Source organism: Bacteroidales bacterium, from assembly GCA_012517825.1.
Taxonomy (GTDB): Bacteria; Bacteroidota; Bacteroidia; order Bacteroidales; family JAAYUG01; genus JAAYUG01.
Genome location: JAAYUG010000002.1, coordinates 1 through 11,624, shown reverse-complemented (window position 1 = coordinate 11,624; position 11,624 = coordinate 1). Strand labels below are relative to the sequence as shown.

Here is an 11,624-nt window from a genome sequence, read left to right as displayed (position 1 = left end):
AAACTTCCGGTCGCAGGTTCCATCGCCAAAGTCAATGGTAATTGTCTTCTTCCCTTCAATCACAATTTCTATTACCCCAGCCTTGGCCCAGGGACAACCTACATGGAACTGAAGCGCTTCCTTAATAGTATAGGTATAGGCAAAACCGTTCCTGTCAACCCCGCTTCCGGAACCCGTGACAAACCACACATCATCCCATATCCATAACGGAGTTTGCCATCCATTTTCCCAGGTACGGGTTATCTGGCGCTGATGCTGAATGGTCTTGCCGCCGGGAGTAATAACCTTGCCGTTTTCGAGTGTAACGGTAATGGTGGGCTTGCTTTCTACCAATCCAAGATAACTGATGGTCTTCGTACCTTCAATTTTGTACCCGTTGATACTGAAGTTTTCAAAAGTTACCGTACGAACGTATCCGGCACGCATCCAGCGCTTGTTCACGGTAATGTAAATCGTTCCATTCTTCTCCCTTCCGTTTGGTCCTACCCAGTTTTGGTAAGTAATCGTTATTTTTTTGGGAAAATTCACTGTATCGGGCTTATCCACCACAACTGTTCTGGAACCAGTGAGATAGGCCGATTTCAGCGCATCATTGCTGAAACCATTGGCATCGGCTTCCAGATTCACTTCATCGGTTTCAGCCAGGGCATCATCAAACAGATTGTCAGCCAGAGCATCATCCTGTGCTACAGACAGGGCATCGGTGCTGGTTACATCTTTGGTGTCTTTGGAACAGGATGTCATTCCTGCCAGGAATGCACCGGCCAGAAAAAGAACTGCAAAAAGATTTCTCGTTTTCATAACTGAAAAATTTTGGTTAAACATAGTTGCTGAAATTTCTTTGCTCTTTGGATGTATCAAAAACGAAAAAGTTTAATCGCATATGAAATAATCTCTCTGAAACGTCTGACTTTCTTGCTTTCTTTTTACGGTTTATCGGGCACTTTGTTACATTTGTTCCTTTGCAAAAAAGGAGAATGCGCCGGTATCAGCTCCGCACCAAAAACTTCATTTTTCGTATCCTGAAGATGTACGACGGAGATGAAAATTTGGAATTATTTTATATTTGAAGTCGGCAAGCACATCACAACCGGGAATTCCATATCGGAAAAACAACATTTCAGCAAAATATGAGCCAGACGGAAAAACCCATTGACAAAACCATTTCCATCGAGGAGTTGATTCAACGGATACCCTCATCGGTAAGGTTTTTAAGCGAAAAGGGGATACGCTGTATTGTATGCGGTGAGCCTATCTGGGGCACACTTGAAGAGGCAGCCCTGGAAAAGGGGCTGACACAGGAAGAGATTGATGCCGTTGTGGAAGAACTGAATAAGATGGCACAAAACTAACCGGAAAGCAGTTACTCTCCGTAACATTTATCCGGCATCAGAAACCGGGTAATATAGTCGAAAATTCCTTCCTCAAGAGAAAAAAAAGCATCCGTATATCCGGCTTTCCGGAGTTTGGAGATATCAGCTTCGGTGAAATACTGGTATTTGTCGCGGATATCAGCGGGTGTATCAATAAATTCGATGACTTCTTCCTTTCCCACGGCCCTGAAGACATTCCGCGCAAGGTCGAGGAAACTGCGGGCATTCCCCGTTCCGAGGTTATAGATACCAGAGTCCTTCCGGTGGTGCATAAAATAGAACAGAACCCTGACAACGTCTCTGACGTAAACGAAGTCTCTTTTCTGTTCTCCGTCCCTGATGTCCTCTCTGTGAGACCGGAAGAGTCTCATTTTTCCGGTGTCCCTTATCTGCCGGAAAGCATGGAACACTACCGAAGCCATCCGGCCTTTGTGATATTCGTTGGGGCCGTAAACATTAAAAAACTTAAAACCGGCCCAGAAATAAGGCGTTTCCTTTTGCGAGAGCACCCATTTATCGAATTCGTTTTTTGATTCGCCGTAAGGATTCAAAGGCTTAAGAAGCGGGACAATGGCATGATCGTCGCGGTAGCCATATTCCCCCATGCCGTACGTTGCCGCCGACGAAGCATATACCAGCGGGAGTCCGTATTGCACGCAACTGGCCCATACCATCTTCGAATAATTCAGGTTCAGCCGGTCAAAAACATCTTTGTTGAATTCGGCTGTATCGGTTCGTGCCCCCAGATGAAAAACAAACTGAACAAGCCTGTGGTTAGCATCAAGCCACCGGCTGAATTCATCCCTCGGCACCAGGGCAGTATATTTCAACCCCGCAAGGTTTCTGCCTTTGTCAGCCCGGCTGAAATCATCAACCAGCACAAGGTCGTTATAAAACTCGTCGTTCAGGTAATGCGCAAGGGCACTTCCTATAAATCCTGCTGCTCCTGTAATGACAATCATCGGCTCCGGTTGTTAAACGTCCAAAAATAAGGGTTTTTTGGCTTCGGGCAGTAACCCTTTCGTGAATCCTTCTTCCAGCAAAGTTTCAATGGCTTTTTTGCCTTCCTCTCCGAGTGACACAGAAAACGCATTCACGTACAGGTGAACGTGCCGGTAAATCACATCTTCCTGCAATTCCTGTGCGTGTTTTTTCATGTAGCCAAGAGGTTCCCGCGGGTATTTCATAGCTGTTCTGATGCTTTCTTCCAGCAGCCGGTTGAATTTTTGCCTGACGCTTGTATCCAGACTTCTTCTTATGGCAATGCCGCCCAGAGGTACGGGTACTCCTTTCGCTGTCACCCATTCCTTTCCCAGATCGCAGACCAGTTTAAGGCCTTTCCCCTGGTAAGTAAAACGGGTTTCATGAATGAGCAGGCCGGCATCTGCTTCCCCGTCGAGAACAACTTCCTCAATTTCAGAAAAAAGAAATACTTTTTTCTTGCAGGCAGAAGGGAACAAAATTGACAGAAGCAGGTTGGCCGTGGTATTTTCTCCGGGAATGGCTATCAAGGCTTCATGCAGTTCATCGGGGTACAGTTTTTTCCGGCTCACAACCAGCGGGCCGTTTTCAAAACCAACGGCGGCTCCTGCGGTAAGCAGTTCATAGTTTTCCGAAATGGCCGGAAAAGCCGCTATGCTGATTTTGGTCACATCAGGTATTCCCTGAATAGCCTGCCGGTTCAGTTCTTCAATGTCGGCCATATGCACAGCAAAGGACAGCCCGGCGCTGTCAAGAACTTCATGCACCAGCGCAAAAAACATAAAGGTGTCGTTCGGGCACGGAGTAAAATGGACCTGCAGTTTTTTCATAGTGCGCCTGTTAAATCAAGAATTCCGGCAACCGTTTCCCGGAGAGCGGCAAAAGCAGACCTGAAATCCCACAACCGGCTGTCGGTTTGGTTTACATAGTTCGAAACGGCACGGATGTGAATCAGAGGTATATTGCGGCTGCGGCAGAAAAGAGCAACAGAAGCCCCTTCCATTGTTTCAACGGCCGCCTCCGGACATCTTTCGTCATTCCTCAGCAATGGCGAACAGGCCGTGGCAACCGTACGTGCCTTCACACAGGGCAGTCCGAGCTTTTCAGCCCATTCAGCGGCTCCGGGAATTTCAATCCACCCGTCTGAATAAAGAAATGCATTCCGGCCGGCCAGGTTTCGTTCCGACAGACTGTGAATCCGGTTGCTATGATAAACCCCCACATCAGCAAAACAGTCCTTCTCAATAAGAACAACGCTTCCGGGGGGATAAGCCCCGGTGTAACTGCCGGCAATCCCTGCATGCACCACCAGGCGAGGTAGAAAAGACTTTTCCGTTGCCAGGGCCAGGTTGTTGAGAGCATCGGGAATCCCAACCCCCGTAATCAATATATTCACCTGCTTCTTCCCTACCCTTCCGGGAGAAACAGCCCCCCCTGAAAACGGAATACTCCCTGCTACTGCAAAAGATCCGGCTTCCTGAACAGTGGGTACAGCAATTAAAATCCCTTTATGTCCATGTTCTGAACCAGGCATCCTGTTCCGTTGTTTATTCGCAAAATTAACTATACCTTTGATATTGGCTTCATTTCAAAATGAATTATTGACGCAGATGACAGTATATCTTACCCGGCGTGAACGGTTCAACGCTGCTCACCGTTTGTACTTGCCCGAGTGGTCGGACGAAAAAAATTTCGAAGTCTTTGGCAAGTGTTCCAACCCTAACTGGCACGGGCATAACTACGAGCTGTTCGTTACCATCAAGGGGGAAGTCAATCCGGAAACCGGCTATACAGTGAACCTGAAAGACCTTAGCCGCATTATCCGGGAGCGGATCATCGAACCGGCAGACCATAAAAACCTGAACCTGGAAGTGCCCTTCATGAAAAACCGTCAGGCTTCGACCGAGCAGATAGCTATTGCCATCTGGGAAGAACTGGAGGAACCGGTGAAACAGCTTGGTGCACAACTGCATTCCGTGCGCCTGCACGAAACCGAGAACAATTATGTTGAGTATTTCGGAAAATAAACCGCTATAATCGTTTACCTATGGAAGATAAAAAGTATTTTGTTGACGAAGACCAGGAACCCGGGTACATTAAAACGGAAGTTTACAACGATGAGGTAACAAAACGCCTGTCTGAAATATACACCGAAGTGCTTACCCTTATAGGGGAAGATGCCTGCCGGGAAGGCCTTCGGAGAACTCCCCTGCGTGTAGCCAAGTCGATGCAGTTCCTTACGCACGGTTACCACCTCGATCCGCATAAGATGCTTGCTTCGGCGCGTTTCAGGGAAGAGTACAAAGAAATGGTAATTGTAAAAGACATTGAGCTTTTTTCGATGTGCGAGCACCATATGATTCCTTTTTTCGGAAGAGCGCATGTTGCTTATATCCCCAATGAATATATCACCGGATTGAGCAAAATTGCCCGGGTTGTGGATGCTTATGCCCGCAGGCTTCAGGTTCAGGAACGGCTTACCCTGCAGATCCGCGACTGCATTCAGGAAACCCTTCAGCCGCTTGGTGTAGCCGTAGTAATTGAAGCCAAGCACCTGTGCATGGTGATGCGCGGTGTTCAGAAGCAGAATTCCGTCACTACAACATCGGCCTTTTCGGGTGAATTTCTTGATAACCTGGCCACCCGCGCCGAGTTCATGCATATGATCGGGGTGAATCTTCACTGACAGAAGGCACCGGCCCTCCTTATTACCGGATAAATTTGCCTTACAAGTCAGGTGAAAAGAATTTTCCGGCGGCCGGAAAGAATCAGGTTCAGGAAAACAAGAGCAAAAACAGAGGTTTCGGATTCCAAGTAACAACGGTCGCACACACGGCAGATCAACCCCAAATTTTTGCCAGGCCGGAGGTATGACGAAAAAATGAATCCACCGGGATTAATCCCTGATACCTCTGCGGAATACCAATCGGCAATCTGTAAGTTCGTTCCATTCATCATGCATGGTATGGGTTCATGTAAGATAACATGCCATTGACGGAATATTTTTATACATTTGACGCAAAATTTACCACTATGACGGCTTATGTATTTCCTGGACAGGGGGCACAATTTCCCGGTATGGGGAAAGATCTTTATGAATCCTCGCCCCTGGCAAAGGAACTTTTTGAAAAGGCAAATCTGTTGCTGGGTTTTGCCATCACCGACATCATGTTTGGAGGCACGGAAGAAGACCTCCGTCAAACCCGTGTTACCCAGCCAGCCATATTTTTGCATTCCGTTATTCTGGTCAAATGCATGGGCGACCGGTTTCATCCTGACATGGTAGCCGGGCACAGCCTGGGTGAGTTTTCTGCTCTGGTTGCCAGCGGCGCCCTTTCGTTCGAAGACGGCCTGTCCCTGGTTGCCAAGCGGGCACAGGCTATGCAGAAAGCCTGCGAACTTCAGCCTTCCACCATGGCCGCTGTCCTGGGTCTGGATGACAAAACCGTGGAAGATATCTGCAAATCCATTGACGATATTGTTGTCCCGGCAAATTATAACAGTCCGGGACAACTTGTTATTTCAGGTACCATCAACGGAATCGAAAAAGCCATTGAGAAGCTTACAGCCGCCGGGGCAAAACGCGCCATCAAACTGGCCGTCGGCGGAGCCTTCCACTCCCCCCTGATGGAACCCGCCCGCGAAGAACTCGCCAGGGCTATCAACGAAACCCATTTCTCCGTACCGCTATGCCCGGTTTACCAGAACGTCAATGCCATGCCCTCCTCCGATCCCGTTACCATCAGGGCAAACCTTATGGCTCAGCTTACCTCGCCCGTCAAATGGACCCAAAGCATCAAAAACATGGTGGCCGACGGAGCAACCCGCTTCGTGGAAGCCGGACCGGGCAAAGTACTCCAGGGCCTCATCAAAAAAATTGAACCTTCCGTTGCCGTTGAAAGTGCCGTGCTTGGCTGATTTTCTCCTTCTTTCCACGAAAATCACGGCATAATCTTTTGAAAAATGTGTTATAAAGCATATTTTTGTATGCTTTGAACCGGTTATCGGAGATTTTCTGATTTCATCAGAGGGTTTTCTTTCTGTAAATCAAGTTACTACAGTAAAGGAAAACCCGTATGCCTTACTGCATGCCCGGTGACACAACTTCTTCCGATGCCCGGTTCAGGACAGAATTTAGTTTATCGGAAAATGAAAGTTCTCAAGTTTGGCGGATCGTCGGTAGGCTCTCCCGAGCGCATCCGGGGAGTTAAAAAAATCATTGAACTCCGGAAAGAGCCCTGTATTGTTGTTGTTTCTGCATTCCGCGGAGTTACCGATGAGCTGATGCAACTGGGTGAAATGGCCGCCAGACGAAAGGAAGATTTCCGCAGCGAACTTCAGCTTGTGAAAAAACGCCATCTGGACGTTATCCATTACCTGGTAGCTGACGAGAAAACAGAAGCAACGGTTCAGGCGGTGGAACAGATGTTCAGCGAACTGGCTTCCCTCCTCGAAGGGGTCTTCCTGCTTCAGGAACTGAGCAAAAGAACCCTTGACCATATCCTGAGCTTCGGGGAACTGCTCTCTGCTTTCATTATTTCCCAGATTGTACAGGGAGCTGTTTTTACCGACATCCGCTATGCCATCAAAACCGACGACCAGTTCGGAAATGCCGCGGTTGATTTTGACCTCACCAACTCCTTGCTGAAAACGGAGTTTCACGGGCTGAAAAAATTTGCCATCGTTCCGGGCTTCATCGGCAGTACAAGGCTTAACGAAACCACCACGCTCGGAAGGGGCGGGTCGGATTACACCGCCGCCATCATTGCCGCCGCCCTGGATGCAGAAGCCCTGGAAATATGGACCGACGTGGATGGCTTTATGACGGCCGACCCGCGGAAGGTTGAAAAAGCCTATGCCATTGAGCATCTTACCTACGCCGAAGCCATCGAACTTTCCCATTTCGGGGCCAAAGTGATCTATACTCCTACCCTCCGCCCTGTTTACAAGAAGAATATACCTGTTTACGTAAAAAATACTTTCAACCCCGAAGCCAAAGGCACACTGATCAGCAGTGAGCCCAACGGCCCGACACGTTCCCCCATTAAGGGCATTTCATCCATTGACCACGTAGACCTGATCACCCTGCAGGGAACGGCCATGGTGGGTGTGAGCGGAACCTCAATGCGCCTTTTCAAGGCACTGGCCGAAGCCAGAGTGAACGTAATCCTCATTACCCAGGCTTCGTCAGAGTATTCCATTTCCTTTGCCGTGATGCCGGCCGATTCGCGCAAGGCGGAAAAAGCCATCAAGGCAGAATTTCACAGGGAAATGACCCAGAACGGCGAACTGAAGGTTACCGTTGAAAGCGACATGTCTGTCATTGCCATTGTGGGCGAAAAGATGAAAAATACCCCGGGCATTTCGGCCACCCTGTTCCGTGCCCTGGGACGCAATGGTATTAACGTTGTCGCCACCGCCCAGGGTTCCAGCGAACTGAACATTTCGGTGGTCATCAAAAACAGCAGCCTGAAAAAGGCTCTTAACGTCATCCATGAAGGCTTCTTCCTGTCAACCTACAAGGAACTCAACCTCTTCCTTGCCGGCACAGGAGTGGTTGGTAAAAGCCTCCTCCGCCAGCTATCTGTACAGCAGGAAAAACTGATGGCCTCGCACCGTCTCAAACTGAACCTGGTAGGAGTTGCCAACTCGCGCAAGATGGTGATTGACAAAAAAGGACTGCACCCGGGCCAGGTTGACTATATTCTCGATAACCTGGGAGAACGGTCGGATATCCATGAATTTTGCAAATCCATGGTAAGGCTGAACCTGCGGAACTCCGTTTTTATTGATTGCACGGGAAGCAGCGAGGTGGCCTCCGTTTACCCGCAGTTGTTTGACGCCTTCATTTCAGTGGTAGCCGCCAACAAGATTGCTTGTTCAGGGCCATATGAGCAGTACAGGGAGCTGAAAACCCGCGCGCAGGCCCGCAATGTGCGGTTTTTCTTCGAAACCAATGTAGGCGCAGGGCTTCCTGTTATCAACACCATGAACGACCTCATTCTGAGCGGCGACAGGATTCTCAAACTCCAGGCAGTTTTGTCGGGAACGCTGAATTTCATCTTCAACGAAATCGGCCCTGATGTGCCCATGAGCGAAGCCATCAGGCGGGCAAAGGAAAAAGGATATTCTGAACCCGACCCGCGCATTGACCTGAGCGGGAAAGATGTGGTAAGAAAAATCCTGATCCTTTCGCGCGAAGCCGGTTACCCCCTTGAGGAAAAAGACGTGGAAATCAAACCCTTCCTGCCGGCCGACTGCTTTGAAGGTTCGCTCGACGACTTCTGGAATACGGTAAAAAAATATGACGCCGGTTTTGAACAGCAAAGAAAGGAACTGGCCGAAAAGGGCAAGCGCTGGCGCTTCTTTGCTACTATGGATGAAGGAAAAGCCTCTGTCGGCCTGCTGGAAGTCGATTCGTCACACCCTGCTTATGAACTGGCCGGAAGCAACAACATCATCATGATCACCACGGAACGGTACAGGGAATTTCCCATGGTAATCAAAGGATACGGAGCAGGCGCCGATGTAACGGCCGCCGGGGTCTTTGCCGACATTATCCGGGTGGCCAGCATCTGAAACCTTAGAATATGCATGAAGAGATGAAAGCGGAAATGATGGCAGAGAAAGGAACCAGGGCGATAGAATATTTTTCCACCAACCTGAAAGCCCCTAAGGTGTCGTTTGAAGAAGCCCTTCTTCGGGGACTTGCTCCCGATAAAGGTTTGTACATGCCCGACCGCCTTCCGGCAATCGGGGAAAAGCTGAGGGCCCGCTTCCCCGGCATGGGCTATTATGAAATAGCCGCCCACGTGCTGTCAGCTTTTCTCGGCGACGCCATTCCCTTTGCCGATCTTACATCCATGTGCCGCGATGCCTATACCTTTGATGTCCCCGTGGAACCGGCCGGCGACAACCTGTTTATTCTGCGCCTCGACCAGGGCCCTACGGCTTCGTTTAAAGACTTCGCCGCCCGTCTGATGGCCCGAATGATGAATTATTTCATGGCAAAGGAAAAAAGGCACATGGTGATTCTTACCGCCACCTCGGGCGATACCGGCAGTGCCGTGGCCAACGCCTTTTTCGGACTGGAACATATTGACGTGGTGGTTCTTTACCCTCTGGGAGAAGTTAGCGAAGTTCAGCGGCGGCAGATGACCACCCTGCACGGCAATGTACATGTTGCCGGAATCGACGGCAAGTTCGACCATTGCCAGGCTCTCGTAAAACAGGCATTTACGGATCCGGAACTGGACCGGATTCCTCTTTCCTCGGCCAATTCCATCAACATCGGACGGCTGCTGCCGCAAACGGTGTATTACTATTATGCCGGATCGCGCGTTTGCTCCCGGCCCGACAGCCCCGTCATCTTCTCTGTACCATCCGGAAATTTCGGCAATCTGATGGGAGGTGTCCTGGCACGCGAAACCGGACTGCCCGTTCACCGCTTCATTGTAGCCACCAATGCCAATAAAGAAGTGCCCGAATACCTCCGCACCGGAGTGTACCAGATTATCTCCCCTTCGCTCATGTGCATATCCAGCGCCATGAACGTGGGGCATCCAAGCAATATGGCCCGCCTGGTGGCTCTGTACGGAGGCATTATGGACGAGAAAGGAAACATCCTCCGGCAGCCCGACCTGGAGAAGATGCGCAATGATTTTCATGGCGTGAGCATTACCGATGAAGAAACTATGGAAACAATGGCCGGTGTGTGGAAAGAGAAAGGAATTGTCCTGGAACCCCACGGGGCAGTTGCCTGGAAAGGCGCTGTGGAATACCTCCGTGAAAACGGCACCCATAGCAGAAATATCCCCATCGTTGTAGTTGAAACGGCTCACCCCGGCAAATTCCCCGACGAAGTGAAAAAAGCAACAGGTACCCTGCCCATCCTGCCCGAATCTCTGAAAACCATTTTCGGAAAGGAAGAACAGTTCGAACGGGTTGAAAATGATTACCGTGCTTTTAAAAAGTATCTGATGAACATGTTTTTCTAATAAAATAGCGGCGATGTATATTGTATGTTCCGACCTTGAAGGCGTCTTTGTTCCCGAAGTGTGGGTGAATGTATCCAAAAAGACAGGAATTGACGAATTGAAGCTCACTACACGCGACATAAGCGATTATGACGCGCTGATGAAAAAGCGACTGAGCATTCTCGAGCAGTACCACCTCAACCTGCACGATATTCAGCACGTAATTTCCTCCATCGAACCGCTTCCCGGAGCCCGTGAATTCATCAACTGGCTCCGGTCGGTAACCCAGCTGATTGTTGTTTCCGACACTTTTGTTGAATTTGCCGATCCGCTGATGGAAAAACTGGGCCGGCCCACTCTGTTCTGCCACCATCTTACCGTGAACAGGGAAGGAATGATTACAGACTATAACCTCCGTCAGAAAGACGGAAAAAGAAAGGTGGTAGAGGCAATGCAATCGCTTAATTATAAGGTGATTGCCATAGGAGATTCGTACAACGACATTTCCATGCTGAAACAGGCTGAAACGGGGATTCTGTACCGGCCACCGGCCAATGTAACGGCCGATTATCCTGATCTTCCGGTGGTTAATTCCTATTCGGAGCTGAAGCGCATTATCAGCGGGATTCTGAGCGGTCCGAAGAACCTGCAATAATATCGCCCCTTCAGGGCTCTGGTTGTCTTTTTACCATCCGATCCTACAATAATGTCGCCCCTTCGGGGCTTTTATTACCTTCTTACCATTCGATCATTTTCATGTTTTGAACAAACAGCACGAAACCGGAGGTTTCGAATTCCAATGTCCATGGTGGCATCCATGATGGGTGGAACGAAAGCCTCTGCAACAATGGAGGTGTTGAAGAAAACTGCATATATTCCGATTTCCTGCGGTGAAAATCCAGGAATTTGTTTTCGGCGGGATTAAGCCGGATGCCAATGCGCAAGGCCTACCCACTGCGCATCAGTTCGCTTGCTCTCCTGATGCGCCATCCGCCACAAGGGCCGCTTCCACTCCGTTTCAGCGGGGTTAACCCAGTTGAATAAGAAATCTCTGACGCAAAGGAGTTGGAAAGGTTCCGTCAAGCATTCCTTTCCGCTTGCAAAAATCCGCTATACTTTCTACCTTTATATCGGTAACATCGTTCTTTGACAAATCCTGCATTTCACTCTTCTTGTATTTTATGCCTCTGGTAAGATGATTATCTGCCTGGTGCCATCGGTCAAAGAATCGTTTGCCGGCTGCTGAACGATTTTTTTAAGCGGGTGAGGTCCCGCTGCTGGCTGGAAGAGGTTT

At 49.4% G+C, this 11,624-nt stretch carries 11 protein-coding genes; 7 read left to right on the top strand and 4 right to left on the bottom strand.

Going from position 1 to position 11,624, the window contains the following annotated elements:
* Window positions 1-801 (bottom strand): hypothetical protein (locus tag GX419_00090; protein ID NLI23091.1); only part of this gene is annotated, 801 nt, incomplete at its 3' end.
* Between the two features lie 329 nt (window positions 802-1,130).
* Between GX419_00090 and GX419_00085 the strand changes: the two genes are divergently transcribed.
* Window positions 1,131-1,352: a DUF1858 domain-containing protein gene (locus tag GX419_00085; GenBank protein ID NLI23090.1), complete on the top strand. Its 222-nt coding sequence runs from the start codon at window positions 1,131-1,133 to the stop codon at window positions 1,350-1,352.
* An 11-nt stretch (window positions 1,353-1,363) separates the two neighbouring features.
* Here the strand turns inward: GX419_00085 and rfaD are convergent, their stop codons facing one another.
* Genes rfaD through GX419_00070 form a run of 3 tightly spaced genes read right to left on the bottom strand, consistent with a single transcriptional unit; the run spans window position 1,364 to window position 3,888 of the window.
* Window positions 1,364-2,335: an ADP-glyceromanno-heptose 6-epimerase gene (gene rfaD / locus GX419_00080; protein ID NLI23089.1), complete on the bottom strand. Its 972-nt coding sequence runs from the start codon at window positions 2,333-2,335 to the stop codon at window positions 1,364-1,366.
* A gap of 12 nt (window positions 2,336-2,347) precedes the next feature.
* Window positions 2,348-3,184, bottom strand: a complete 837-nt coding sequence (locus tag GX419_00075) for a 1,4-dihydroxy-6-naphthoate synthase (GenBank protein ID NLI23088.1) — start codon at window positions 3,182-3,184, stop codon at window positions 2,348-2,350.
* Entirely contained in the window at window positions 3,181-3,888 is a 708-nt protein-coding gene (locus tag GX419_00070) for a hypothetical protein (protein ID NLI23087.1), read from the bottom strand. Before GX419_00070 ends, GX419_00075 begins: the two co-directional genes overlap by 4 nt.
* Window positions 3,889-3,964: 76 nt before the next feature.
* On the opposite strand from GX419_00070, the gene GX419_00065 reads away from it, so the two are divergent.
* From GX419_00065 to thrH, 6 genes are all read left to right on the top strand, one after another.
* On the top strand, window positions 3,965-4,381 hold the full coding sequence (locus tag GX419_00065; GenBank protein NLI23086.1) for a 6-carboxytetrahydropterin synthase: 417 nt from the start codon (window positions 3,965-3,967) through the stop codon (window positions 4,379-4,381).
* Window positions 4,382-4,401: 20 nt separating this feature from the next.
* Entirely contained in the window at window positions 4,402-5,040 is a 639-nt protein-coding gene (folE, locus tag GX419_00060; GenBank protein NLI23085.1) for a GTP cyclohydrolase I FolE, read from the top strand.
* A 347-nt stretch (window positions 5,041-5,387) separates the two neighbouring features.
* Window positions 5,388-6,272: an ACP S-malonyltransferase gene (gene fabD, locus GX419_00055; protein NLI23084.1), complete on the top strand. Its 885-nt coding sequence runs from the start codon at window positions 5,388-5,390 to the stop codon at window positions 6,270-6,272.
* A gap of 231 nt (window positions 6,273-6,503) precedes the next feature.
* Window positions 6,504-8,933: a bifunctional aspartate kinase/homoserine dehydrogenase I gene (gene thrA, locus GX419_00050; GenBank protein NLI23083.1), complete on the top strand. Its 2,430-nt coding sequence runs from the start codon at window positions 6,504-6,506 to the stop codon at window positions 8,931-8,933.
* A gap of 38 nt (window positions 8,934-8,971) precedes the next feature.
* Complete coding sequence (gene thrC / locus GX419_00045) at window positions 8,972-10,351, top strand: threonine synthase (protein ID NLI23082.1); 1,380 nt, start codon at window positions 8,972-8,974, stop codon at window positions 10,349-10,351.
* A gap of 13 nt (window positions 10,352-10,364) precedes the next feature.
* On the top strand, window positions 10,365-10,985 hold the full coding sequence (gene thrH / locus GX419_00040; protein ID NLI23081.1) for a bifunctional phosphoserine phosphatase/homoserine phosphotransferase ThrH: 621 nt from the start codon (window positions 10,365-10,367) through the stop codon (window positions 10,983-10,985).
* Window positions 10,986-11,624 lie beyond the last annotated feature (639 nt).

Excerpts from the sequence above, each read along its gene's own strand:
- GX419_00085 (NLI23090.1), top strand. The coding sequence starts at position 1,131 with ATGAGCCAGACGGAAAAACCCATTGACAAAACCATTTCCATCGAGGAG.
- rfaD (NLI23089.1), bottom strand. The coding sequence starts at position 2,335 with ATGATTGTCATTACAGGAGCAGCAGGATTTATAGGAAGTGCCCTTGCG.
- GX419_00075 (NLI23088.1), bottom strand. The coding sequence starts at position 3,184 with ATGAAAAAACTGCAGGTCCATTTTACTCCGTGCCCGAACGACACCTTT.
- GX419_00070 (NLI23087.1), bottom strand. The coding sequence starts at position 3,888 with ATGCCTGGTTCAGAACATGGACATAAAGGGATTTTAATTGCTGTACCC.
- GX419_00065 (NLI23086.1), top strand. The coding sequence starts at position 3,965 with ATGACAGTATATCTTACCCGGCGTGAACGGTTCAACGCTGCTCACCGT.
- folE (NLI23085.1), top strand. The coding sequence starts at position 4,402 with ATGGAAGATAAAAAGTATTTTGTTGACGAAGACCAGGAACCCGGGTAC.
- fabD (NLI23084.1), top strand. The coding sequence starts at position 5,388 with ATGACGGCTTATGTATTTCCTGGACAGGGGGCACAATTTCCCGGTATG.
- thrA (NLI23083.1), top strand. The coding sequence starts at position 6,504 with ATGAAAGTTCTCAAGTTTGGCGGATCGTCGGTAGGCTCTCCCGAGCGC.
- thrC (NLI23082.1), top strand. The coding sequence starts at position 8,972 with ATGGCAGAGAAAGGAACCAGGGCGATAGAATATTTTTCCACCAACCTG.
- thrH (NLI23081.1), top strand. The coding sequence starts at position 10,365 with ATGTATATTGTATGTTCCGACCTTGAAGGCGTCTTTGTTCCCGAAGTG.